The following is a 23509-nucleotide window of genomic DNA, read 5'->3' as shown; positions in this document are numbered from 1 at the left end:
AACTACTGGCATATGTCCTGTTAAGGTGCACAAATTGCACCATCATGATCTGGGGGTTATCTTAATTTTAATGATGTAAAAAAGCCCGCATCTCAGCGGGCTAGTATTTGACACGCAGTGATATCAGAACTTGTAGGTCACACCCACCGAGAAGATGCCAGACCAGGATTTATCAACCATCGGGCTATCCTTCACTTCATCACTCAAACGCACATAACGGCCTGTGCCGTATACGTCCCAGTTGCCAAGGAAGTTATAGCTCGCAGTCAGCTCCAGGAACGGATCCCATCCATCGTCAGCGTTGTAGCTTTTCAGGCCACTGCGGCGAGACTCTTTATTGGAAACGCCATAATAATAGTCGTTGTAGTTTTCGCTGCTGTACTGCACACCGATACCCGGCGTCAGAGTCAGCGCACCATTGGTGTAACGGTAGAGCCAGGCCAGATCCCAGATAAAGCCGTTGCTGTTATCCAGGGTATCACCCGCCAGTGCGGTGCGCAGGAAACCATACTGGGTGTTGTGTACATACGAGAGGCCAGCCATCAAGCTGCCTTTGCGCTTGTCGAGCTGGCGCAGAGCATGGCTATCGCTATCACCCGGCTTGAAGTGCGTCGGATCATAGTACGCCATGATGGAGAGCTTATCTGCCGTGTCATTCCACAGATAGTAGCCGCCACCCAGACCGCGGAACCAGACGTTATCGCCTTCATAGGTAACAACCGGAACGGGATAAACATCGCGGTCATACTGTTTGTACGGGCTGTTAATCACGCCGACACCAGCACCAACAGTCCACTGACTTTCCGCCTGTGCGGTGCTAACTGCGGTTGCGGCAAGGACGCCCAATGCCAGAAGTTTGAGTTTGGTCACAGTCCATAATTCCTTATTCAAATGTGTAGCGGTCAAAGTGTAACCGCCAATACGCTTCAACCCAACTATTTTACGTATTCCCCCCAGAATGTAACCCCCTAATTTCTCAGCGAGTGATGACAATTTGCTTGCAGGAAGGTGAACACCGCATGAATCCTGCCCCATATCTTTACATTAGATGTGCTTTTTTTGCCGATGAGTTATTGATATGCCATTGAAATTCATTTGCGCGCACAGGCAAGTTTTGCAAATGCCATCTACGCTTAATTTTAGAAGGTGTATCACCGAATACGTTGATCTCCTGACCACCACAATGGCATGAGAGTTGCTTATTTCTTCGGCAACGACGTCGTTCAGTTTACCTCTTCAGGGGCCTCTACTATTCATATGAACGGCTCTTAACATGTGCTAAAAAACGAAAGGACGGCATACCATGAATATATTCGATCACTATCGCCAGCGTTATGAAGCTGCCAAGGACGAAGAGTTCACACTGCAGGAGTTTCTTACCACTTGTCGGCAAGATCGCAGTGCTTATGCCAATGCGGCTGAGCGGCTATTAATGGCTATTGGTGAGCCTGTCATGGTCGACACTGCCCACGAACCTCGACTTTCTCGACTCTTTTCGAATCGGGTGATTGCACGGTATCCCGCATTTGAAGAGTTTTACGGCATGGAAGATGCCATTGAGCAGATTGTTTCTTATTTGAAGCATGCGGCTCAAGGTCTGGAAGAGAAGAAGCAGATTTTGTATCTGCTGGGGCCTGTGGGAGGGGGGAAATCATCTCTTGCTGAACGGCTGAAGTCGCTGATGCAGCGAGTACCGATTTATGTCCTGAGTGCCAACGGCGAACGTAGCCCGGTAAACGATCATCCATTATGCCTGTTTAATCCGCAGGAAGACGCGCAAATTCTGGAAAAAGAGTATGGGATCCCGCGTCGCTATCTCGGGACGATCATGTCGCCCTGGGCTGCGAAACGTCTGCATGATTTTGGCGGGGACATTACAAAATTCCGCGTTGTCAAAGTCTGGCCGTCTATTCTGGAGCAGATCGCTATCGCTAAAACAGAGCCTGGTGATGAAAACAACCAGGATATCTCTGCGCTGGTCGGGAAAGTGGATATTCGTAAGCTCGAACACCACGCCCAAAACGATCCTGATGCCTACGGTTATTCGGGCGCACTGTGCCGTTCAAACCAGGGGATTATGGAGTTCGTTGAGATGTTTAAAGCACCGATTAAAGTGCTGCATCCTCTGCTGACCGCAACCCAGGAAGGAAACTACAACGGGACAGAAGGTATCTCTGCCCTGCCGTTTAACGGGATTATTCTTGCCCACTCGAACGAGTCCGAATGGGTGACGTTCCGTAATAACAAAAACAATGAGGCGTTCCTTGACCGTGTTTACATTGTCAAAGTGCCTTATTGCCTGCGGATCTCCGAAGAGATCAAAATTTACGAAAAACTGCTTAATCATAGCGAGCTGACCCATGCACCTTGCGCTCCGGGGACGCTGGAAACGCTCTCTCGCTTTACCATTCTTTCTCGCCTGAAAGAGCCGGAGAACTCGAGCATTTACTCGAAGATGCGCGTTTATGATGGTGAAAGCCTGAAAGATACCGATCCTAAAGCGAAATCCTATCAGGAGTATCGGGATTACGCCGGGGTCGATGAGGGAATGAATGGTCTGTCAACGCGTTTCGCGTTTAAGATCCTCTCACGCGTCTTTAACTTTGACCATGCCGAAGTGGCAGCTAACCCTGTGCATCTGTTTTACGTACTGGAGCAACAAATCGAGCGTGAACAATTCCCGCAGGAGTTAGCTGAACGTTATCTTGAATTCCTGAAAGGCTACCTGATCCCGAAATATGCTGAATTCATCGGTAAAGAGATCCAGACGGCTTATCTCGAATCTTATTCCGAATACGGACAGAACATTTTCGACCGTTATGTCACCTATGCGGATTTCTGGATTCAGGATCAAGAGTATCGCGACCCGGATACCGGTCAACTGTTTGACCGTGAGTCGCTGAACTCAGAACTGGAGAAAATTGAGAAACCGGCTGGTATCAGTAACCCGAAAGATTTCCGTAACGAGATAGTCAATTTTGTTCTGCGTGCCAGAGCGAATAACAGCGGTCGTAATCCAAACTGGACCAGTTACGAAAAACTGCGCACGGTTATTGAGAAGAAAATGTTCTCCAATACCGAAGAACTGCTGCCGGTCATTTCGTTCAATGCGAAAACCTCGACTGACGAGCAGAAAAAGCACGACGATTTTGTCGACCGTATGATGGAAAAAGGCTACACACGTAAACAGGTGCGTTTACTGTGCGAATGGTATTTGCGCGTACGTAAATCATCTTAACAACATAAACGGCCCGGAAAATTTTATCCATTTACCGGGCCAACAGTTCTTCTGTACGCGAAATCATTCAAGAGGTATCAGGGCGGCAAATGAGTGAATCCCCAGGAGCGTACATAAGTACGTGACTGGAGTGAGCCAACGCAGAGACAACTTGAAGGATGAAGCGTAAGTTGGCAAATGCAGTACGGGGGGCTTATGACCTGGTTTATTGACCGGCGTCTTAACGGCAAGAACAAGAGCACGGTAAACCGCCAGCGCTTTTTACGCCGTTATAAATCGCAAATTAAACAGTCGATCTCCGAGGCCATTAACAAGCGTTCGGTGACTGATGTGGATAGCGGCGAATCTGTCTCTATTCCTACCGATGATATTAGCGAACCGATGTTTCATCAGGGGCGTGGTGGACTGCGCCATCGTGTGCATCCGGGTAACGACCATTTTGTACAGAACGACCGTATTGAACGCCCGCAGGGCGGAGGCGGCGGTTCAGGCAGCGGGCAAGGCCAGGCCAGCCAGGACGGCGAAGGCCAGGATGAGTTCGTCTTCCAGATCTCTAAAGATGAATATCTCGATCTGTTGTTCGAAGATTTAGCACTGCCTAACCTGAAGCAGAATCAGCAGCGCCAGTTAACGGAGTATAAAACGCACCGGGCAGGTTTTACCTCTAACGGTGTGCCGGCCAACATCAGCGTGGTGCGCTCACTGCAAAACTCACTGGCACGCCGTACGGCCATGACCGCAGGTAAGCGTCGCGAGCTGCACGCGCTTGAAGCGGATTTGGAAACCATTGCCAAAAGTGAACCCGCGCAGTTGCTGGAAGAGGAACGGTTACGCAAAGAGATTGCCGAATTACGGGCAAAAATCGAACGCGTACCGTTTATCGACACCTTTGATTTACGCTACAAAAATTATGAAAAACGGCCCGATCCTTCCAGCCAGGCGGTGATGTTCTGTCTGATGGACGTTTCCGGCTCAATGGATCAATCGACCAAAGATATGGCTAAGCGTTTTTATATCCTGCTGTACCTGTTCCTGAGCCGGACCTACAAAAACGTGGAAGTGGTTTATATTCGCCACCATACCCAGGCGAAAGAGGTGGATGAGCATGAGTTCTTCTACTCTCAGGAAACCGGGGGAACCATTGTTTCCAGCGCGTTGAAGCTAATGGATGAAGTGGTAAAAGAGCGCTACAACCCGGCGCAGTGGAACATCTATGCCGCACAGGCTTCGGACGGTGATAACTGGGCGGATGATTCACCGTTGTGTCATGAAATTCTGGCGAAAAAACTGCTGCCGGTAGTGCGGTATTACAGCTATATCGAAATCACTCGCCGCGCTCACCAGACCCTGTGGCGTGAATACGAACATCTGCAATCAACCTTTGATAACTTTGCGATGCAGCATATTCGCGATCAGGATGATATTTACCCAGTATTTCGCGAACTGTTCCATAAGCAAAGTACAACCAGTAATAATTGACCGACAACAATCAGCCGTAGCTCTGGCTCCGGCTGATTGTATTCCTCTTTCCAGAATAGTGACATTTTGCAATGGTTTATCCCGCCGCTCCGTTAGAGCGTTACTGGTGCATGTGCTAAAATCGCATCTCTACTCCAGGGCTGTAAATCATTATGAAATTGCATCATAAAGCGCTCAGGCTCTTTATCTCCGTAAGCGTAATTGTTTTGACGTCTTCTTTTTTGGTTTATGAGCTCATTGCCAGCGATAAAGCAATGAATGCGTATATGCGCTATATCAATGAGAAAGCCGATTCATCGTTTCTTTATGATAGATATACTAATCAAAGCATTGCAGCCCATCTGATGCGCACATTTTCATCCCCCAAGGAACCCGCTTCTGTCGAACAACAAAAAACACTTTGCAACGCTTTCGACAGCGTGAACGGCACTCATGGGCTCAATCTCATAGAGCATAACTACCCGCTTTTGCACGGAACGCTGCAAACCACCTCAACGAAATGTAGCGAAAAACTTGAAGACATATTCCTGCTGCCCTCTTTTGATAAGGCGGTCAACGCTAATCGAGAACAGAAAGATTACGGTCAGGGTTTAGGTACGCTGGAGTATAAATTCAGATATTACGTCGACCTCAAAAATAATTACGTCTATTTTTATGACCGGATCGACTCGCGCCAATTTGCGATACATAACTGGACATTTTTGCAAAAAGGCAGCCTGGGCATCGACCAGAATGATATTGACGGTATTTTCACTGGGCGCACGGTGATCTCCAGTATTTATCAGGATAACCTGACCGGGAAAAAGGTGATGAGCTTTTTAACGCCGGTCTACTATACCGGTAAGTTAAAAGGTGTAGTAATGGTGGATATCAACAAAGAGAATTTAAAGAATATTTTTTATACCAGCGACCGGCCTCTGGTCTGGCGCTATCTTAACGTTACGCTCTCGGATATCAGCTCCGGTAGAGAAATCCTCGTTAACCAAAGTGAGACTGACCTGTTTCACTATGTTCACTACGAGAAAGACATTCCAGGCGGAATACGAGTCACCTTATCACTTGATTTAATGTATTTTATTGTCTCGTCCTGGAAAATCTTCGCTTTCTATCTGCTGGCAACAATTCTGCTGTTGAATTTGGTCAGAACGCATTTTCGCTTGTATCACAACGTCACGCGCGAAAATATCAGTGACGCAATGACCGGACTCTACAATCGGAAAATTTTAACCCCTACGCTCGAACAACGTTTGCAGCAGTTGGTCAATGCGGGCACTCTCGTCACTTTTATCGCCATCGACTGCGATAAGCTGAAAGTCATCAATGATACATTAGGGCATAAAGAAGGCGATCGGATTATCACCCATCTGGCCAAAGCCATTCAAAGCTCTATTCGCAAAAGCGATTATGCCATCCGCCTCGGTGGCGATGAGTTTTGTATTATCCTCATTGACCACCCCAGTGATTTAACGCCCCGCCTGCTGGAAAGGATTCGCTATAACTTAAAAATTATTGCGCATGATATATCCATCAGCTTCTCCACCGGGGTTTATAATATGCAGCCGAACGACACTATTGATGATGCTTACAAAGCATCTGATGCACAGCTTTATCTGAACAAACAGAAAAAACGCGCCGGTGTGTGATTATTTTTCTGCAGGATTTTCATTGTTGTACCAGGAGTCAGTCATGACGGAAGTGAACAAAGGTAACGCAACGCATGAGCGTTTAATTTCGCTGTTATCAGAGCAAGGCGCAACGTACCGCGTGGTAAGCCATGAAGCCGTCGGCAAATGTGAGGCGGTTTCTGAAATTCGCGGCACCGCACTTGGCCAGGGAGCAAAAGCCCTGGTCTGTAAGGTCAAAGGCAATGGCGTTAATCAGCATGTGCTGGCAATTCTTCCCGCGGACCAGCAGGCCGATCTCAGTTTGTTAGCGGGCCATATTGGTGGGTTAAGAGCATCGCTTGCCAGCCCGGCGGAAGTCGATGCACTGACAGGCTGCGTTTTTGGCGCGATCCCACCGTTTAGCTTCCATCCTAATCTCAAACTGGTTGCCGATCCGCTATTGTTTGAGCGTTTCAATGAAATTGCGTTTAATGCCGGGTTGCTGGAAAAATCTGTGATCATGGATACCGCAGATTATCTGCGTATCGCGCAACCTGAATTAATCCCTTTCCGGCGCGAGCAATAACGGTTGGCGTTAGCAGTAAAAAACGTCGCCTCGTGCGTTAGCCAAAAAAAAATCATAATCATAAAAAAAGCCTGTTCCGTCACGCGTTTACGCGTACAGTAAACAGGCTTATTATTTCTTCTGGTAAGGAAACTACGATGTTTGATGTCACTCTGCTGATCCTCCTCGGACTGGCAGCTCTGGGCTTTGTCAGCCACAACACCACTGTCGCTGTTTCAATCCTGGTGCTGATCATTGTTCGAGTTACCCCTCTCAATACTTTCTTCCCATGGATAGAAAAACAGGGTCTGACCGTCGGGATTATCATTCTGACCATTGGCGTCATGGCGCCAATAGCCAGTGGAACGCTACCGCCCTCCACGCTCATCCACTCCTTTGTGAACTGGAAATCACTGGTCGCTATTGCCGTTGGGGTATTTGTCTCATGGCTCGGCGGGCGCGGCGTCACGCTTATGGGCAGTCAGCCCCAGCTTGTTGCAGGTTTACTGGTCGGCACGGTATTGGGCGTGGCGCTCTTTCGCGGTGTGCCGGTGGGACCGCTCATTGCGGCAGGTCTGGTCTCATTGATTGTTGGGAAGCAGTAGCCAGCCCCGCCAGATAACGGCCTGGTGTTTGCCCCAGGCCTTTTTTGAACATGGTGATAAATGCTGTGGTCGAATCGTAACCGAGCATTTGCGCAACCTGTTGCACGTTATGACCATCTATCAGCGCCTGCAGCGCAAGAATCAGTTGAAGCTGGTGACGCCAGCGACGAAAGCTTAATCCTGTTTCCCTGACAACCACACGGGCAAGGTTTCGCTCACTCATCGCAAATTCGCTGGCCCATTGCCCTAGCGTTTGCCACTGCGCAGGCTCCCGCGCCATCGTCTCCACCATTCTGCGGATTTTCGGGTGATCGGATACCGGCAATTGCATTTGCTCCTGCGGCTGCTGCGGGAGTTCATCAAATAACACCTGCGTCAACCGCTGGGTTACCGGTTCCAGTCGTTGAGCATCCGTTTTGGACGCCAGCGCCAGAATGAGTTCCCGACATAATGGGGCGATTTTAAGCGTGCAACAGCGTTCAGGCATCACGACCGCCTGCGGTTCAATAAACAGAAAACATAATTGCGCGCCCACTGTAACATGGTTGCTGTGTGGAATTTCGCCGGGGATCCACACCGCATATTGCGGAGGCACCATCCACATGGCGTTTTCAACCTCACAAGTGATCGCGCCATGCAGCGCCAGGATCAATTGCCCCTTACGATGCTGATGCAGAGGGCTGAAAAGTTCATCTTCCCGAGCCTGAATACAAAATGCGACCGCTGCATCATGATGCAAATCGGGTTCATAACCATCCAGTCTCAGCCCCAACATAATAATGTCCTATTTTAGCGATAAACTGTCATTTTAGCTTGATTCATCCATAGTGTAAAAACGCTAAAGTATCGCCTCGCCTGACGATATGAGAAAAAAATGATTACGACACCCTCCTCCCGCGGCAAAAACACAGTGCTGCTGATCGCGGGGATCCTGATGATTGCCACCACACTGCGTGTCACCTTTACCGGAGCGGCCCCATTGCTGGATGCCATTCGCGCCGACTACGGCCTGAGTACCGCCCAGACGGGACTTCTGACCACTCTGCCGCTGCTGGCCTTCGCGCTGGTATCCCCCCTGGCTGCCGCCGTTGCGCGCCGTTGGGGCATCGAACGCAGCCTGTTTGCCGCTATGCTGTTGATTTGCGCAGGTATTGCGATACGTTCGCTACCTTCGTCAGGATTCCTGTTTAGCGGTACTGCCACCATTGGGTGCGGTATCGCTCTGGGAAATGTGCTACTACCCGGGTTGATTAAGCGCGATTTTTCCCAACATGTGGCAAAACTCACTGGCGCATACTCGCTGACCATGGGCGCGGCGGCCGCACTGGGTTCGGCCATTGTAGTACCGCTGGCATTAAGTGGATTTGGCTGGCGCGGGGCGCTGATGGTTCTGATAGCCTTTCCACTTCTGGCGCTGATTATCTGGTTGCCTCAATGCCGCCAGACCGCTCATGCCAGTCTGAGTAACTCGCGCGCCTTGCATTCCCGCGCAATCTGGCGCTCTGGCCTCGCCTGGCAAGTGACGCTGTTTCTGGGGATCAACTCCCTTGTCTATTACGTCATCATCGGCTGGCTACCCGCCATTTTAATTAGCCATGGCTACAGTGAATCTCAGGCCGGTTCGTTGCATGGTTTACTGCAGTTGGCAACTGCCGCGCCGGGGTTATTGATTCCCCTCATTCTGAACAGATTTAAGGATCAGCGCGCCATCGCCGCTCTGGTTTCGTTAATGTGCGCTATCGGCGCGGCGGGATTCGCCCTCATACCCGACCAGGCTTTGCTGTGGACCATACTGTTTGGTTTTGGCTCAGGCGCGACTATGATCCTCGGCTTGACCTTTATTGGCCTGCGCGCAAGCTCGGCGCATCAGGCTGCGGCCTTGTCCGGCATGGCACAGTCTGTCGGGTATTTATTGGCCGCCTGCGGGCCACCGCTGATGGGGAAAATTCACGACCTCAACGGGAGCTGGCTGATGCCGTTAGCCGGGGTCGCCGTGTTGGCAATGCTGATGGCGGTATTTGGTCTGTGTGCGGGACGCAATCGGGAGATAGCGAGCGCATAATGCAGCGGGCAGGTGGTGATCGACCTGCCCGTTTTTTATCCTCGCGCAGCGCGCAGCATCGCCTGAACTAACGGCACGGGTTTTCCCACCAGTGCCCCACGTTCATGCTGAAAGAGTGTGCCGACATAAAAAGGATGCGTCACCAACTCAATGGCGCGAATATCACCTGCTTCATCCCAACCGGTAACACGAAGATCGCCGCTCTCCAGCAAAGCGGCAAAATCTTCCGATACGCCATAGTTGCAGTGGTATCCCTCCGAGATAACATCCCGTCCGTAGGCTTTGGCAATCAGCGTATTGGCACGCAGTTCAATATCATCCGTTTTTTCTACCAGCGAACAGCTCAACGGTGCGATCACTATCCGACCCGTGGTATCTGTTTCCGCATGGGCGGCATCGCTCCAGCCCAGCACATTGCGGGCATACTCCAGAATCGCATGCTGAAAACCGCCACAGGTTCCCAGGAATGGGATGCTGTTTTCACGCGCATAGCGTATCGCGATCAGCGCCCCTTCCAGGTGGCGATAAGGACTGCCTGGCACGACCCAGATGGCATCATAGCCAACCAGATCCTCACTGCTGCTGATATCAGATGTGGTTAGCCAGTCATAATCAGCCACTAATTCCAGGACGGCAGCAGCATCATCGATGGCAAGAGGAATCGCCTGATGCGCCACAATATCGGGGTTGTAATCGCCCACCAGCGCAATGCGAAGCGTATCTTTAATCGGGGAAATTTCCATTAAACTTTCCTTATGTCCAGACAATGAGGGACACTATAAGGAGCCTCAGCCTACCGATTTTTTGTTGGTATCACAATCCCTTAAATTGGGAGGCAGGGCTGGTCGAATGCTATAATGGTTACGTTTTACGATCTTATTTTACCGTATTAGCAATGGCGTAATGGAGCGGATGAAGAGATGAATATTCAGTGCAAACGCGTGTATGATCCGGCAGAAAAAAGTGATGGGTATCGTGTACTGGTCGACCGGTTGTGGCCTCGTGGGGTGAAAAAGAGCGATCTTATTTTCAACGAATGGAATAAAGTACTTACCCCGTCATCTGATTTACGCAAGGCATTCCACGCGGAGCTGCTCGATTTCTCGCATTTTTCTGAGCAATATCGCGCTGAACTGGCTCAACAGCAGCAGGAAGGAAAGCGTCTTGCAGAGATTGCCCGAAAGCAAACCTTAACGCTACTGTATGCGGCGAAAAATACCCAGCAAAACCACGCGCAGGTGCTGGCAGACTGGCTACGTCAATGCTGACCGTGTATCACTTGACCGTGGTGGGATGATCTCTGCGCCAGAGCGCCCATTCATCAATCACTTCCCCACCAGGTAGTTTGCAGTCTGACCTTACGCCTTGTGGAGTCTGCACCGCAATCAGCGAACCGCCCTTTTGTTCGCAATACACCGATGCCGGATTCGCCATGCCTATTTTTGGCGGTTTGGGGGCGTCAGGCTGCGTGGTACATCCTGCCAGCACCAGCAAGCCGGGCAAAACAATAGTCGTAAGTTTCATCTCTACTCCTGTTTAAAAGCATTATTCCGGCAGATTACCCCGACTTCCCTTCTATCTCCATGTTTAACGTTACGATTTCAATTTTGTGATTACATTTCAGCCAGGAACGCGTGTTTCATCTTGCTCCCGGATGTTCTATCATGCGCCCACATCAGCCCTGTCATCACTCAAGAGTATTTACACCTCATGTCGGACATGATCCTCGCCAGAGTCTCACAATCCTTAGCCATGGAGCAGTCAGTTGAGAATCTGGTTCGCCAACTTCTGGAGATGCTGGAAGTGGTGACAGAGATGGAATCCACCTATTTAACCAAGGTTGATTTAGATGCCCGCCTGCAGCATATTTTGTACGCGCGTAATAGCCGACAAATGCAAATCCCCGAAGGGCTGTCCGTACCGTGGGATGAGACGTTGTGCAAACTCGCCATAGATGAAAACTGTCTGTACAGCGACAACGTACCCACACGCTGGCCGGAATGCAGCGCTGCCCGCGCGCTGGAAATCACCACCTTCCTGAGTACTCCGGTTCATCTTCCCGACGGCACTTTCTACGGAACACTCTGTGCTACCAGCCGCCGCCAGCATGCGTTGAGCGAACGTGGTGAACAGGTGTTGCATCTGTTTGCCGGACTTATCGCCCAGTCGATTCAAAAAGAGTCGCTGGTGGCGCAGCTACGCGAAGCGAACGCCGCGCTGGTTGCTCACTCCTACACTGATGCCCTGACCGGATTACCGAATCGGCGCGCAATTTTTGAAAACGTCGAGACACTTTTCTCGCTCGCCCAACATCTTAGACAGAAAATAATCTTTGCCTATATTGATTTGGATGATTTCAAATTGATTAACGATCGATTTGGTCATGAGATCGGCGACCAGTTTCTAATCCAGATTGGGCAGCGCCTGCTCCGTGAATGCGGTGACAATGATATTCTTGGTCGACTGGGCGGTGATGAATTTTTAGTCGTTAGCTTGTCACCGGAAGATGACAAGGAGCAGCGCGATCGCCTGCAGCAGGTGAAAAATCAGTTGCAGCAGCAAATTTGCGGCGACTATCACCTGGGCGACATTCATTTGTTTTATCCTGGTGCCAGTCTGGGCGTGGTGGAAATCGATCCGCTGGAGACGGATATAAACTGTGCGCTTCATCTCGCAGACAGTGCAATGTACAAGGATAAAAAGCGTCAGGATAAAACCACTTTTGTCGTACATTAACCCCTGCTATGCTGACCCGTCTTTAAATAACCCTGGCAGATAATCGTATGCGACTCGGTATTATTTTCCCCGTCATCATTTTCATTTCCGCTGTCGTTTTCTTATCCTGGTTTTTTATTGGCGGCTACGCTGCGCCGGGAGCATAACGATGAAAAAAACAACGCTCATTATGATTGGCGTGGCTATCATCGTCGTTCTGGGAACAGAACTGGGCTGGTGGTAATCTGAAAAAGGCCACTTATCAGTGGCCTTTTTTGTCAGTATGTTTGCTTAGCTTTTGATTTTTCTGTAGATAAGCAGCACCACAATTGCGCCGATAACGGCTACGACGAAACTGCCGAAGTTGAAACCATCGACTTTACCAAAACCAAAGAAGGTACTGATCCACCCCCCTACTACCGCACCAACAACCCCTAAGATAATGGTCATAAAGAATCCGCCGCCATCTTTACCCGGCATAATCCATTTTGCCAAAATCCCAGCGATAAGACCGAAAATCACCCATGAAATGATGCCCATAATATCCCTCACTTATGTTTTTAAGTTAACGATTCGCTCGCTGTATAAAAGCATAGCATAGCGCTGAAAAATTAAAATTTGTGATGAACATCACCTGACATTTTCATCTTTTTCTGATCTTTCATAAGGTTAAACCATTCAATGGCGAAACTTGCCCTGACGTAGCTCGTCATTAATGTCGAATCGTCAGTCATTCAGGTTTGTCTCATTCCCCCTCAGCACCTGCAATTGCTGGGTTTTCACTTCTGGCACACTTTATGCTTTAACAGTCCGTCACTATGACAAATCGTAGTCCGCGATGCGTATCGCGTGGCTCCGTTTACAATTCGCGCTATTTCAGCATTTAACAGGTCTGTTATTGATGAAAAAAATCACCAGTGTATGCCCATACTGTGGGGCCGGGTGCAAGCTCAAGCTTGTTGTGGAAAATAACAAAATCATCCGCGCCGAGGCCGCAGAGGGGGTAACGAACCAAAATCAGTTATGCCTGAAAGGCTACTATGGTTGGGACTTTCTTAACGACACTCGCCTTCTGACTCCCCGTCTGACTCGCCCGATGATCCGGTATGAAAAAGGTGGAAAATTCACTCCCGTTAGCTGGGATGAAGCTATTCGTTACACCGCAAAACGCTTATCTGAAATCAAAAATACCTATGGTCCCCGTGCCATCATGACTACCGGGTCTTCACGTGGAACAGGGAATGAGACCAACTACGTGATGCAAAAGTTCGCGCGTGGCGTTCTCCATACCAACAATGTCGATTGCTGTGCCCGTGTATGCCACGGCCCTTCCGTTGCCGGGTTACAGGAAACGTTAGGCAATGGTGCCATGAGCAATTCCATCAGCGACATTGAAAACTCAAAATGTCTGCTGATCTTTGGTTATAACTGTGCCGACTCGCACCCCATAGTGGCCCGCCGGGTAATTAAAGCTCGCCAAAACGGCGCAAAAATCATTGTCTGCGACCCACGTCGTATTGAAACTGCTCGTATCGCAGACCAACATTTGCAATTGAAAAACGGTTGCAATATGGCCCTGGTCAACGCCTTTGGCCATGTTCTCATCGATGAGCAACTCTACGATCGCGAGTATGTACAAAAGCATGCGGAAGGACTGGAAACATACTGGGAAACCGTGAAGGACTATGCGCCTGAAGCCGTTGAACATTTGACGGGCGTTCCCGCACAGCAGGTTCGTCAGGCGATGCGTACTTTTGCCGCTGCGCCATCGGCAACCGTGATGTGGGGAATGGGTGTCACCCAGTTTGGTCAGGCCGTTGACGTGGTTCGAGGCTTGTCGAGTCTGGCGTTGCTGACCGGTAATCTGGGACGCCCTAACGTCGGCGTTGGTCCGGTGCGTGGGCAAAATAACGTCCAGGGCGCGTGCGATATGGGAGTGCTACCTAACCAGTTCCCAGGGTATCAGGACGTGACCGACTTCACCGTCAGGGAGAAATTCGCCAACGCCTGGGGGATTGATGTTAATCAGATGGATGACAAGGTTGGGACCCGCATCACCGAAGTTCCGCATCTGGCTATCGAAGGCAAAATTAAAGCCTACTACATCATGGGGGAAGATCCGTTGCAAACCGAGGCTGATTTGGGTCTGGTTCGCGAAGGCTTTAACGCGCTCGATTTTGTCGTCGTGCAAGATATCTTCATGACCAAAACAGCGGAAATGGCTGACGTCCTCCTGCCAGCCACCTCCTGGGGTGAACACGGTGGCGTCTTTACCTGCGCCGATCGCGGCTTCCAGCGTTTTGAAAAAGCGATTGAACCCTCAGGTGACGTAAAGCGTGACTGGGAGATCATCAGCCTGCTGGCCAGCGAAATGGGCTATCCCATGCAGTATCAAAGTAACCAGCAAATCTGGGATGAGATGCGCGAACTATGCCCTCTGTTCTACGGCGTAACCTATGAGAAAATGGGTGAGATGGGCCATGTGCAGTGGCCATGCCCGGAACTCGATCACCCCGGTACCCCTTACCTCTATGCGAACAGCCAATTTGATACCGCCAATGGCAAAGGCAAACTGTTTGCCGCACAGTGGCGAGCGCCCGCAGAAGTTCCTGATGAAAAATATCCACTGGTACTGTGTACGGTGCGTGAAGTTGGGCACTACTCCTGTCGCTCAATGACCGGCAACTGTGCAGCGCTGCAAGCCCTGGCAGATGAACCAGGGTATGTGCAAATCAATACCCATGATGCAGAAAAATTAGGTATTCGTCATCGTGACCTGGTATGGGTCAGTTCGCGTCGAGGTAAGGTCATCAGCCGCGCGGATGTCTCCGATCGCATTAACGTCGGAACGGTGTATATGACCTATCAATGGTGGATTGGCGCATGTAACGAGTTAACCCAGGATAACCTCGATCCTATTTCAAAAACGCCGGAAACCAAGTATTGCGCCGTAAATATTGAGCACATTAGCGATCAGGGATGGGTAGAAAAGTATGCCGCACAAACGTATAGCGACATGAAATCACGCTTGTGTGAGGCCATTGGGTAAGTCACCACCAGGCCGCCTGAGTCTGGATCCCCAGACTCAGGCATTTTCTCGTTACTTCGCCAGTTGTGGTTCACTAAAACGAATGGTAGCTGATTCCACCTGCTTATCCCGCTGCATAAAACCGAGGTTCATCAGGAACAATCCTGCCATAAACGGGAGTTCATACAGCTCTTCAATGAGATCGCCGTACTGCGCATTGTGCAAAAAGATAGGGGCCAGCAGACGATGATGCTCTACCGTATCGGATATCAAAAATGCACAGATGGTGATCGCTAATAGCCACAGCGGTAGCGGTTCATTGCGTAAGCGACAGGCAATATCCTGGCGTAAGTGTTTTGATATCAGGACAGGCAGAATAATCATCGCAATCAATACCACTGAGATAGCTCTGAACAGAAGTTTAGGTTGATCAGGGAAATAATCACGGCCCCAACTGGTACTGCGACCCAGCAACACCAACCACCACACAGCCGCCCAAAGCCAAAATTGCTTCTCGCCTTCGGGACGTGATAAGGGCCGGATGTAGCTGAGAGTAAAAAGCGCACCAAACAGCAGCCATAACGCCTGGCCATTCTCAATCCATCTGACGACAGTACCGTTGAGCAAAGGTAGATTCCAGTTCGCAGTGAACGGGATCGTTACGATGACCAGCCCAAGAATGAAAGTAGGTAATGTTAGTCGGGTATTCAGTTTCATAAGCGAGGTTCTGTATTGTGACTGTTTCACGATCATAACCCCTGTGAATGATCCAACATTAGCAATCAATGCGGATTTCTTAAGGTATTCTTAATAAATCTTTTTACGAATATTTCCCGGATAGCACGGATAAAAAAAACCGCGCTGCGCCGTCAAAACGCAGTGCGGTTTATAAATCAAAAACGATGATATTCAATCAGAAGCAGAGGCTAACATCTACCAACCGCAGACATCGTGCTCATTCTCGGTATCGTATGAACGTACCGTATTGACCAGGTCCTTAACCACTTCAGCGGCCACATCCGGAATCAACAGCGTCATCGGCGCTTCAGTTTCATAATCGACTGACACACCATTGCTGTTATTGGTCACTGTTACGGTATAGGTTGCTTTGCCCATGATTTACTCCTTGCCGGTATGCACGACTTTTCGTTGATTTGCAGTCTCCATCAGAATTTCCGGGGCAACAAAAAAGTCGATATTAAAGTAAGTATCGTCGGTCATCACTTCAATGTTATGCCATTTTTCCGGCGGAAAAACGCCAAACTGACCGGCTTCAATCACCATCACCTGTACTGGCTCCGGGCTGTGTTCATCTGCGTATCCGAGATATTTGACCGCCCCCTGCATAACCGAAAGTCGAGGATAAACCCCGGCACGGGTTCCTTTATCAAGGTGGCGTTCGAAAATTCCGGCAGGCGCCGTTTCTTTGTTCCAGAATGGAGTAGAGCGTGTATGGATATGGTTCTGTGGAATTTGAAGCATTTTTCTTCCCTTTTCCAGTCGACAACCAGCGAGTTCTTTCTGAACCGCTGCTGTACACAGGGTACGCCTCTAAATATACATTTAAAATACCATTTATTGGTTATAACAATACAAGTGTAAATGAATTGCAGTACGTAATATTGAAGGCCCGCCGTAATCAACGGGCCAATGGCATCACGACTGAAGCGTGGCCAGACGAGCAGCAAAACCAACGAAAATCAGACCGATAAGAGAATTGCCCACTTTGGCCAGTTTCTTTTTCGTACGGATATACTGCGTCACGAACGCGCCAGAGAAAATAAGAAAGCTCAGATAGAAAAAGCTCACTATCTCAAGCGTAATAGCCAGAATAAAGAATGACAGCCCTGAGTGCGGCGCATTGACATCAATAAACTGCACGAAGAACGAGACATAAAAAAGAATAGCTTTGGGATTGGTCAGGCTCAGAATTAATGCTCGTTTAAAAATAGCACCAAACGGGACTTCCTCAGGCGTCGCATCGCCAGCCCTCGATTTGAGTGTTGCATACAGGATTTTCGCGCCAAGATACAGCAGATAAAACGCGCCGAGATAGCGAACAATGTTGAACAAAACAGGCGTTGTTTTAATCAATGCGGCAACACCGGCATAAGCCAAAAACATCAGTACGGCATCACCGATAAACACACCGCTGGCGGCGAGATATCCGCCCTTTACTCCCCGTCCGACGCTATTTTTCAGCACAAATATTGTATTTGGCCCCGGTACCAGCACGATAAAAATAGCCCCTACCAGGTACGTCCAGTAATTCAGAACTCCATACTCTGCGAACACATTAACCTCTTCCTGAAAAAACACATGCACTTGCTGCGAGACAATATGCTAACGAATGCATCGGGTGATGGAAAGAGAAGGTTATTAATTAAAAAACCCGCCACTGGCGGCGGGTGTGTACAGATAAGTTTAGTCCGGCTTAATGGTGCAGCATCTCATCCACGACCTCTTCGCCCTTTAACTGATAAGGATAGTAGGTAGGCCAATTTTCCATCTCTTCCAGCAAGGCGGCTTGTGAGGTATTTCCCATAAAAATATGGAAATGGCTGGACTTACGCGGCGCGATAATATGATCGCTGAATTGTACGTATTTTGGTGCTTTGCTGTCAGCGTCTTTACACTCAAACAGATAACGTACACCTTTCTTGCCTGATTTATAGTGCAGAATTTTATACCCGGCGTAGTCGTATTTACACGATACAACCTGACTACCGGTGTGAAATTCCATGACGTCATTTTCGATGCCGATAGTGTCTACGTTAGTTGCATAACCTTTACGGTAGTACTCTTTAATTTGTTCTGCCGTTTTGCTTTTGTCTTTCTCCGCTTTCTTTTTGAATACCGGATCAAGCTCACCGCTGACCAGATACGGATAGACTGATTGCCACATGCCATCCCAGTCGGTCAGTGCCCTGTTTTGTACCTGGTTGTCATCAAATACCCCTTCCGATGCCTTTTGTTCCGCTTCACTCATCGGCGCACCATGGGAATGATGACCGTGCGCCATAACCGAACCACTGACTAAAAGCATCCCCAGAGCGATTGTCAGTTTTTTAATACGAATAGCCAAAATTTCACCCTCAAATCATTTGCGAGTGAAATGTTATAATATAACATATCAATTTAATCAATAGACCACCTGAAAGCCCTTGCCTTACTCTTCAATAAGTTTCCTGGAGCAGACCTGATCAAGCAACGCCTGCTGATGGCTGATAATCAGCATAGCCAATGGCCGACGCTGACATTCTTCAAGCAGCAGCGCCCAGATATCTCTTTGAATGGAAGGGTCGAGCTGGGCGGTAATTTCATCGGCAATAAGAAAACACGTCCGCGGATCCAGTGCGCGAAGTATGGCGATGCGCGCCAGTTCACCGCCAGAAAGCTGTCCTGGACGGCGAGTTAACCACTCAGGGTTAATATGAAGACGGGTAAGCATTTCCGCATCAGGTAGCCAGGCATCATGAACCGCATCGCCAGTACTGCGTCGGGGATTAAAGGTTAATTCCGGATGTTGCGGCACCAGCTGCACCGGGCAATATTGGTGCATCGGCAGCGGTTGGTCATCGATCAGGATCTCGCCTGAAGTCGGTTTTTGCCAACCCGCCAGCACGCGCCCCAGCGTCGTTTTGCCTGTTCCGCTAGGGGCACAAACTCCTATGCGTTCTCCAGGGCGCAGAGAGAAGGTCAGATTTTGCCACAAAACCCGTTCTCCCTGGCGAATGGTCACATCACGACAGCACAGCATCCCGCTCTCCAAAAAGTTGACTTATTTCAGGTAGCGCCCGCCATTGACGTTGCAGATGCTCGCTGATCTCTCCGCGTAACAACTGCTCTCTGCTGACGTTATCCGACACCCTTCCTTGATGCAGCGCGACAATGCGGTCCGCATGGCGGGCTGCCAGTGTGAGATCGTGCGTTACCCATAACACGCCAGCCCCTTTCTCACAAAGCTCGCGCAGTTGTTCAAGCAGTTGATTAGCCAACGGTGCATCAAGCCAGGCGGTAATTTCGTCCGCCAGAATATAACGAGCCAGACTCAGTGACGCGTGACAGGCCAGAACACGTTTCGCCATACCACCAGAAAGCTGCCGCGGGAAGGCATCCAATACACGGCTTTCCAGTTGGCTACGTTTGAGCAATTGGTCAATCTTCCCGGCATTCCACTCCTTGCCGGAGAGATGACTTGCCCTACGCAGATGCTTTTCAATCGAGAGTAGCGGATTAAGCGCCTGAACGCCTTGCGGGACATAGCTGAAAGTATTGCCACGACATTTGCGAATATCCTCGCTGTCCAGCGTTTTACCCTCCAACGTGATAGCGCCGTGGAAGCGCAAATTGTCCGGTAAGAGATCGAGAAGGCATTGCAGCAGCAGGCTCTTACCCTCCCCGCTTCCTCCAACTAACGCCACCATCTGGCCGGGAGCCACGTCGAAAGAGATATCCTGCAACAGCGAAGACCAGTTTCGCGCGCCGTACCAGCGATAACGCGCCACCTCCAGCGAGACCTGCCTTAAACTTAACATGCGTCACCTCGTAACCATAAACGATGCACCGCCCTTGCGAGCTGATCGAATAACATCACCAGACTGAACAGCATCAGCCCCGGAAACAGCACTAACCACCAGTCGCCATGACTGATAAATCTCAGCGCATCCGCCAGCAGCAGTCCCAGTGACGGTTCATGAGGCGCCAGTCCAAAACCGAGGAAGCTTAACGCCGCGCTATGCAACACCGCGTGGGGAAACATCAGCAGTGTTCCCGTTAGCCATTGGGGTAACAAAGCGGGTAGATAGTGATGTCGCCAGCAGTAAAAATGTCCGTGTCCCAGACGCCAGGTCAACGTCAGATAGTCACTGTGCGCCACGCGCTGCGCTTCGGCACGCAGGATCAGAGCCAGACGCGGCCAGTGGGTCAGCGCAACTGCCATAATCACGCCGTTTTTCCCACCACCTAGCGTAAAACAGATCAAAATGAGCAACAGCAGATGCGGCATCGACAGCATGGCATCGGTAATCAGGCGCATAAACACATCCAGACGCGGATGCATACGCGAAACAGCCGCCATCATTAATGCAATGAAACCGCTGCACAGGGCCGCGCCGATACCAATTTGCAGACTGGTTAACGCGCCCTGAAAGCAACGGATCCAAAGATCGCGACCGAGATTATCGGTGCCAAACCAGTACAACGCATCAGGCGGTAAATGCCGGGCAAGCAGATTAACGCTTAATGGGTTATCCAGCGTCGTCGCGCCATACACCGCAATGCCCAGCAGGCAGCTAAAAGAGAACAAAAGACGAATCAGCGTCGGCGTCGGGTTATAGAGCATCAGGTCGCTCCAGAGCACGGTTCAACGCATGAACAAGCCAGGTAGACACCGAGTTGCCAATGAAAACCAATACGGTACTGAACAACACAATTCCCATCAGTAACGGCAGATCGCCACGTAATCCAGCATCAATAGTGGCCTGCCCCAGTCCTGGATAAGCAAACACTTTTTCTGCCAGTAGTGCGCCGCCCAGCAGTTCACCCAGTGAGGCAAACTGCAGGCACAGCGCTGGCGTGATGGCGTGGCGCAAAACCTGATGGCGCAACAGCGACCAACCTTTGTCTCCCTGAGAACGCGCAAAACGAACAAATTCGCTTTTCATCACGCTGGCGATACTTTCCCGCGTATGGAGCGTAATTTGTCCCAGGCCCAACAAACTGAGCGCGCAAACGGGAAGCACCAGGTGGCGTAGACGTTCACTCAATGTTGCCATATCACCGCTATTGCCAGGCTCCCATGCACAGCAGACCGGAAAGACCGGCCAGCGCACGGCAAATAACGCCAGCAACAGCATGCCAATCCAGAAGGTCGGCAACGAAGAAAGCAGATAGCTCAGGCGACAGATTGCTTTATCCGGCCAGCGATTCAGATAGCGTCCCGCAACAAATCCCAGCATCGTTCCAAGTATTCCTGACAGCAGCCACGCGCCGCTTAGCAGTGCAAACGAGGTCGCAAAGCGCTCCTTGATCACGCTGGCAACCGGCGCGTTAAACAACATTGAGTAGCCGAGATCGCCCTGTAATACCCGGACAAACCAGTGCCCAAAACGCTCCCATAGCGGTTGGTCCAATCCCCAGCGAGCCGCAATACGCGCGTATTGTTCCGGCGGCACGTGCAGGAGATCGTTACCGATATAAGCCCGAATCGGATCAACAGGAGAAAAGCTGAGCAGCATAAAAGTGCCAGCCGCAACCAGCACTAATAACACCATCAGCCGTAGAAAATGGCCTACAACAGACTTCATCAACGGCAGGTCCAGGTCCATTCATCCAGATTATTGAGCAGTGACCAGCTACCGTGAATTTCCGGTGCGCCTTTGCCAAGATCAATGCACGGATTTGCCAGGTAAGTGTGCTGAATATTCAGCAGCCATGCCCAGGCCGCATCCCCTTGTACACCAGCTCCTTGCTTGCCATCCCATTCCACTTGTTGCCAGAACGGCAACGCTTTTTGCCAGTCTGGAGCGTCAATTGCCTGTTTAAGATGCTGCTCAACGGCGGGATTGCTGTAATACCCTGGATTGTAGTATTCCACGCCCGCAGCCTGATTACTGTAGTGATGGAAAAGCTCCATCGGATCCAGGCTTCCCCAGCCAAACAGCGTCGGGTTGGCATGCATATGCCGCTCAACGGTTTCCCAGCTTCCGGATTGCAGAGAAATCTGAATACCCACTGGCTCCAGCATCGCACGTACGGCTTCGGCTAAATCCCGACGCGTGCTGTCACCGCTGGCGTACCACAACGTCAAGCGAGCTTCTTTACCGTCTTTCACTCGTATACCGTCTTTACCCACCTTCCAGCCGGCTTCTTCCAGAATCGTTCGCGCTTTTTCGCTATCGCCATCTTTGAACGCAACTGATTGTCCCTGCCATGGCAGACCCTGAACCGCGCTATACGCCGGAATCGCATGACCTTCCATAACCTGATCGGCAAGCTGCTTGCGGTCGATGGCGTAGTTGATGGCACGCCTGATGGCAACATCGGCCGTGATATCGTTACCGACCGGATAACCGTTAGCATCTTTTTTACCCGCAGGAACCATCGGGAACACAATGCCGCGATTTTCCACGCTGTCGCGAACCCAAAGCTTCAAATTCTGCTGCTGAGGGGCAACCGCCATCGAAGGTGCAATGCGCACGAGTCCCAGTTGACCACTGCGCGCTGCGGCATAAGCGTTATCTTCATCAAGGAAAACAAACACCAGCTTACTGAAATCATTTTTCTTGCCGGCATACCAAGGGTTAGCCTCCACGATCAATTGCTGACCCGGCTGAAAGCTCACCAGTCGATACGGACCCGCACCAATCGGATTTTTCGCAAATGTTTTTTCGTCATACCGTTTTTCCGGAACAATGCCTAATGAACCGAGCACATTCACAAAGGTACTTTGCGGGCTACGCAACGTAATTTCTACCGTACGGTTATCTTTCAGGCTGGCATGGGCGAAGTTACCCATATCGATTTTGCCGCCGCTTTTTGCGGCTTTGTTATAAGTGAAGACCACATCTTCAGCAGTTAACGGGGAACCATCAGAGAATTTAAGGTCGGGTTTTAACGTCAACGTCCAGGTTTTGCCATCAGCGCTGGTTTCTACTTTTTCCGTCAGCAGGTTTCCCCAACTCATATCAGCATTTTGTTTTAATAATGGTGCATGCAAAAGCAAATAGCTGCCATGACTCCATCCCAGCATCGGGTCAAACCCCTCCGTTGGCTCTGGTCCAATTGCCAGCTTTAACGTCTGTCCTTCGCTGGCATTTTGTGCAGCAAAGAGTGGTGAGGTTAATGCGAGAGTCAATGCGCACGTCAGCAGTGCTAGCTTGCCTTTGATCATTATTTTTTCCAGATTTGCGTTATTTTTATACCGCCGAACGACTGATAGCCGTTTAACGGCCTCCTGGGGATAGGATTATGGCGGACAGAAATGACGAAAAAAATGATGCGGCGCAGAAAAGTATGACGATTTTCTAAAATTATCATACTTTTTTCTGATACTCCGTTATGAGTACGACCTGAATCTCAGAAAATTGAGTAAACCTTAGCCATGTATTCAATGCCATATTAATCACAGACTAATAGTTATCAATAAGGATTATTGGCCACCCCGATTTTCCTTTATCTAAAACTCATGACAATTTATGTATATTTATTCA

The 23509-nt window shown here is 50.0% G+C and carries 25 protein-coding genes and 1 pseudogene; 11 read left to right on the top strand and 15 right to left on the bottom strand.

Going from position 1 to position 23509, the window contains the following annotated elements; translation table 11 throughout:
• Window positions 1-123: 123 nt before the first annotated feature.
• The gene (locus tag OGY15_RS10215) at window positions 124-870 is read right to left on the bottom strand and encodes a MipA/OmpV family protein (protein WP_151218982.1); all 747 of its coding nucleotides are present in this window, start codon (window positions 868-870) and stop codon (window positions 124-126) included.
• 433 nt (window positions 871-1303) lie between these two features.
• On the opposite strand from OGY15_RS10215, the gene yeaG reads away from it, so the two are divergent.
• The 5 genes from yeaG (at window position 1304) to OGY15_RS10190 (ending at window position 7491) form a co-directional block, all read left to right on the top strand.
• Window positions 1304-3238 (top strand): protein kinase YeaG, encoded by a 1935-nt coding sequence (yeaG, locus tag OGY15_RS10210; RefSeq protein ID WP_043016649.1) that lies wholly within the window; start codon window positions 1304-1306, stop codon window positions 3236-3238.
• Window positions 3239-3433: 195 nt separating this feature from the next.
• A complete protein-coding gene (locus OGY15_RS10205) occupies window positions 3434-4717 on the top strand; it encodes a YeaH/YhbH family protein (RefSeq protein ID WP_048214373.1) in 1284 nt (427 codons plus the stop codon).
• Between the two features lie 152 nt (window positions 4718-4869).
• On the top strand, window positions 4870-6360 hold the full coding sequence (gene dgcJ, locus OGY15_RS10200) for a diguanylate cyclase DgcJ (protein ID WP_187252564.1): 1491 nt from the start codon (window positions 4870-4872) through the stop codon (window positions 6358-6360).
• 43 nt (window positions 6361-6403) lie between these two features.
• Window positions 6404-6907: a YbaK/prolyl-tRNA synthetase associated domain-containing protein gene (locus OGY15_RS10195; protein ID WP_286539009.1), complete on the top strand. Its 504-nt coding sequence runs from the start codon at window positions 6404-6406 to the stop codon at window positions 6905-6907.
• A 137-nt stretch (window positions 6908-7044) separates the two neighbouring features.
• Complete coding sequence (locus OGY15_RS10190) at window positions 7045-7491, top strand: DUF441 domain-containing protein (RefSeq protein ID WP_003832453.1); 447 nt, start codon at window positions 7045-7047, stop codon at window positions 7489-7491.
• On the opposite strand, the pseudogene OGY15_RS10185 reads toward OGY15_RS10190, so the two are convergent.
• Window positions 7468-8266, bottom strand: a pseudogene (locus tag OGY15_RS10185) (AraC family transcriptional regulator). The gene OGY15_RS10190 and the pseudogene OGY15_RS10185 overlap by 24 nt on opposite strands.
• A 99-nt stretch (window positions 8267-8365) precedes the next feature.
• On the opposite strand from OGY15_RS10185, the gene OGY15_RS10180 reads away from it, so the two are divergent.
• The gene (locus OGY15_RS10180; protein ID WP_151218978.1) at window positions 8366-9553 is read left to right on the top strand and encodes a CynX/NimT family MFS transporter; all 1188 of its coding nucleotides are present in this window, start codon (window positions 8366-8368) and stop codon (window positions 9551-9553) included.
• A gap of 35 nt (window positions 9554-9588) precedes the next feature.
• Here OGY15_RS10180 and OGY15_RS10175 read toward each other — a convergent pair whose 3' ends face one another.
• On the bottom strand, window positions 9589-10296 hold the full coding sequence (locus OGY15_RS10175) for a CTP synthase C-terminal region-related (seleno)protein (RefSeq protein WP_151225351.1): 708 nt from the start codon (window positions 10294-10296) through the stop codon (window positions 9589-9591).
• Between the two features lie 177 nt (window positions 10297-10473).
• Between OGY15_RS10175 and OGY15_RS10170 the strand changes: the two genes are divergently transcribed.
• Entirely contained in the window at window positions 10474-10821 is a 348-nt protein-coding gene (locus OGY15_RS10170; protein WP_187252565.1) for a DUF488 domain-containing protein, read from the top strand.
• A 7-nt stretch (window positions 10822-10828) separates the two neighbouring features.
• On the opposite strand, the gene OGY15_RS10165 is transcribed toward OGY15_RS10170, so the two are convergent.
• Entirely contained in the window at window positions 10829-11077 is a 249-nt protein-coding gene (locus tag OGY15_RS10165) for a putative hemolysin (RefSeq protein WP_187252566.1), read from the bottom strand.
• Window positions 11078-11263: 186 nt separating this feature from the next.
• Here OGY15_RS10165 and OGY15_RS10160 point away from each other — a divergent pair, with 186 nt between their 5' ends.
• Genes OGY15_RS10160 through yoaJ form a run of 3 tightly spaced genes read left to right on the top strand, consistent with a single transcriptional unit; the run spans window position 11264 to window position 12512 of the window.
• A complete protein-coding gene (locus OGY15_RS10160) occupies window positions 11264-12289 on the top strand; it encodes a diguanylate cyclase domain-containing protein (protein WP_286539007.1) in 1026 nt (341 codons plus the stop codon).
• A 47-nt stretch (window positions 12290-12336) separates the two neighbouring features.
• Entirely contained in the window at window positions 12337-12435 is a 99-nt protein-coding gene (locus tag OGY15_RS10155) for a YoaK family small membrane protein (RefSeq protein ID WP_032941789.1), read from the top strand.
• Window positions 12436-12437: 2 nt separating this feature from the next.
• A complete protein-coding gene (gene yoaJ / locus OGY15_RS10150) occupies window positions 12438-12512 on the top strand; it encodes a protein YoaJ (protein WP_099530266.1) in 75 nt (24 codons plus the stop codon).
• Between the two features lie 47 nt (window positions 12513-12559).
• Here the strand turns inward: yoaJ and OGY15_RS10145 are convergent, their stop codons facing one another.
• A complete protein-coding gene (locus tag OGY15_RS10145) occupies window positions 12560-12808 on the bottom strand; it encodes a GlsB/YeaQ/YmgE family stress response membrane protein (RefSeq protein WP_151218974.1) in 249 nt (82 codons plus the stop codon).
• Between the two features lie 361 nt (window positions 12809-13169).
• Here OGY15_RS10145 and fdhF point away from each other — a divergent pair, with 361 nt between their 5' ends.
• Window positions 13170-15317 carry a formate dehydrogenase subunit alpha gene (gene fdhF, locus OGY15_RS10140; RefSeq protein ID WP_286539006.1) on the top strand — a complete coding sequence of 716 codons (2148 nt, stop codon included), beginning with the start codon at window positions 13170-13172 and terminating at the stop codon, window positions 15315-15317.
• Between the two features lie 51 nt (window positions 15318-15368).
• Here fdhF and OGY15_RS10135 read toward each other — a convergent pair whose 3' ends face one another.
• The 10 genes from OGY15_RS10135 to OGY15_RS10090 form a co-directional block, all read right to left on the bottom strand.
• A complete protein-coding gene (locus tag OGY15_RS10135; RefSeq protein WP_151218972.1) occupies window positions 15369-16013 on the bottom strand; it encodes a hypothetical protein in 645 nt (214 codons plus the stop codon).
• Window positions 16014-16229: 216 nt separating this feature from the next.
• Window positions 16230-16412, bottom strand: a complete 183-nt coding sequence (locus OGY15_RS10130; protein WP_003840863.1) for a DUF1869 domain-containing protein — start codon at window positions 16410-16412, stop codon at window positions 16230-16232.
• 3 nt (window positions 16413-16415) lie between these two features.
• Complete coding sequence (gene yeaR / locus OGY15_RS10125; protein ID WP_286539005.1) at window positions 16416-16778, bottom strand: DUF1971 domain-containing protein YeaR; 363 nt, start codon at window positions 16776-16778, stop codon at window positions 16416-16418.
• Window positions 16779-16952: 174 nt separating this feature from the next.
• Window positions 16953-17591, bottom strand: a complete 639-nt coding sequence (leuE, locus tag OGY15_RS10120; RefSeq protein ID WP_151218970.1) for a leucine efflux protein LeuE — start codon at window positions 17589-17591, stop codon at window positions 16953-16955.
• Window positions 17592-17730: 139 nt separating this feature from the next.
• Window positions 17731-18381 (bottom strand): metal-binding protein ZinT, encoded by a 651-nt coding sequence (zinT, locus tag OGY15_RS10115; protein WP_151218969.1) that lies wholly within the window; start codon window positions 18379-18381, stop codon window positions 17731-17733.
• Between the two features lie 84 nt (window positions 18382-18465).
• Window positions 18466-19056, bottom strand: coding sequence for an ATP-binding cassette domain-containing protein (locus tag OGY15_RS10110; RefSeq protein WP_286539004.1), 591 nt, complete (start codon window positions 19054-19056; stop codon window positions 18466-18468).
• Complete coding sequence (locus OGY15_RS10105) at window positions 19040-19834, bottom strand: ATP-binding cassette domain-containing protein (protein ID WP_286539003.1); 795 nt, start codon at window positions 19832-19834, stop codon at window positions 19040-19042. The genes OGY15_RS10110 and OGY15_RS10105 overlap by 17 nt, the downstream gene beginning before the upstream one ends.
• The gene (locus OGY15_RS10100; RefSeq protein ID WP_151218966.1) at window positions 19828-20640 is read right to left on the bottom strand and encodes an ABC transporter permease; all 813 of its coding nucleotides are present in this window, start codon (window positions 20638-20640) and stop codon (window positions 19828-19830) included. Before OGY15_RS10100 ends, OGY15_RS10105 begins: the two co-directional genes overlap by 7 nt.
• Window positions 20630-21604 (bottom strand): ABC transporter permease, encoded by a 975-nt coding sequence (locus OGY15_RS10095; protein ID WP_151219102.1) that lies wholly within the window; start codon window positions 21602-21604, stop codon window positions 20630-20632. Before OGY15_RS10095 ends, OGY15_RS10100 begins: the two co-directional genes overlap by 11 nt.
• Window positions 21604-23190 (bottom strand): ABC transporter substrate-binding protein, encoded by a 1587-nt coding sequence (locus OGY15_RS10090; RefSeq protein ID WP_210904982.1) that lies wholly within the window; start codon window positions 23188-23190, stop codon window positions 21604-21606. Before OGY15_RS10090 ends, OGY15_RS10095 begins: the two co-directional genes overlap by 1 nt.
• Between the last annotated feature and the right edge of the window lie 319 nt (window positions 23191-23509).

Source organism: Citrobacter sp. Cu231 (assembly GCF_030332265.1).
Classification (GTDB): Bacteria; Pseudomonadota; Gammaproteobacteria; order Enterobacterales; family Enterobacteriaceae; genus Citrobacter; species Citrobacter meridianamericanus.
The sequence above is the reverse complement of the archived record's forward strand: the minus strand, read 5'-3'. Positions and strand labels throughout refer to the sequence as shown.

Excerpts from the sequence above, each read along its gene's own strand:
- OGY15_RS10110 (WP_286539004.1), bottom strand. The coding sequence starts at position 19,056 with ATGCTGTGCTGTCGTGATGTGACCATTCGCCAGGGAGAACGGGTTTTG.
- OGY15_RS10095 (WP_151219102.1), bottom strand. The coding sequence starts at position 21,604 with ATGAAGTCTGTTGTAGGCCATTTTCTACGGCTGATGGTGTTATTAGTG.
- OGY15_RS10170 (WP_187252565.1), top strand. The coding sequence starts at position 10,474 with ATGAATATTCAGTGCAAACGCGTGTATGATCCGGCAGAAAAAAGTGAT.
- OGY15_RS10100 (WP_151218966.1), bottom strand. The coding sequence starts at position 20,640 with ATGCTCTATAACCCGACGCCGACGCTGATTCGTCTTTTGTTCTCTTTT.
- dgcJ (WP_187252564.1), top strand. The coding sequence starts at position 4,870 with ATGAAATTGCATCATAAAGCGCTCAGGCTCTTTATCTCCGTAAGCGTA.
- OGY15_RS10190 (WP_003832453.1), top strand. The coding sequence starts at position 7,045 with ATGTTTGATGTCACTCTGCTGATCCTCCTCGGACTGGCAGCTCTGGGC.
- OGY15_RS10135 (WP_151218972.1), bottom strand. The coding sequence starts at position 16,013 with ATGAAACTGAATACCCGACTAACATTACCTACTTTCATTCTTGGGCTG.
- OGY15_RS10195 (WP_286539009.1), top strand. The coding sequence starts at position 6,404 with ATGACGGAAGTGAACAAAGGTAACGCAACGCATGAGCGTTTAATTTCG.
- OGY15_RS10105 (WP_286539003.1), bottom strand. The coding sequence starts at position 19,834 with ATGTTAAGTTTAAGGCAGGTCTCGCTGGAGGTGGCGCGTTATCGCTGG.
- OGY15_RS10130 (WP_003840863.1), bottom strand. The coding sequence starts at position 16,412 with ATGGGCAAAGCAACCTATACCGTAACAGTGACCAATAACAGCAATGGT.
- OGY15_RS10165 (WP_187252566.1), bottom strand. The coding sequence starts at position 11,077 with ATGAAACTTACGACTATTGTTTTGCCCGGCTTGCTGGTGCTGGCAGGA.
- OGY15_RS10090 (WP_210904982.1), bottom strand. The coding sequence starts at position 23,190 with ATGATCAAAGGCAAGCTAGCACTGCTGACGTGCGCATTGACTCTCGCA.
- OGY15_RS10180 (WP_151218978.1), top strand. The coding sequence starts at position 8,366 with ATGATTACGACACCCTCCTCCCGCGGCAAAAACACAGTGCTGCTGATC.
- OGY15_RS10145 (WP_151218974.1), bottom strand. The coding sequence starts at position 12,808 with ATGGGCATCATTTCATGGGTGATTTTCGGTCTTATCGCTGGGATTTTG.
- OGY15_RS10175 (WP_151225351.1), bottom strand. The coding sequence starts at position 10,296 with ATGGAAATTTCCCCGATTAAAGATACGCTTCGCATTGCGCTGGTGGGC.
- OGY15_RS10155 (WP_032941789.1), top strand. The coding sequence starts at position 12,337 with ATGCGACTCGGTATTATTTTCCCCGTCATCATTTTCATTTCCGCTGTC.
- OGY15_RS10205 (WP_048214373.1), top strand. The coding sequence starts at position 3,434 with ATGACCTGGTTTATTGACCGGCGTCTTAACGGCAAGAACAAGAGCACG.
- yeaG (WP_043016649.1), top strand. The coding sequence starts at position 1,304 with ATGAATATATTCGATCACTATCGCCAGCGTTATGAAGCTGCCAAGGAC.
- yeaR (WP_286539005.1), bottom strand. The coding sequence starts at position 16,778 with ATGCTTCAAATTCCACAGAACCATATCCATACACGCTCTACTCCATTC.
- fdhF (WP_286539006.1), top strand. The coding sequence starts at position 13,170 with ATGAAAAAAATCACCAGTGTATGCCCATACTGTGGGGCCGGGTGCAAG.
- OGY15_RS10160 (WP_286539007.1), top strand. The coding sequence starts at position 11,264 with ATGTCGGACATGATCCTCGCCAGAGTCTCACAATCCTTAGCCATGGAG.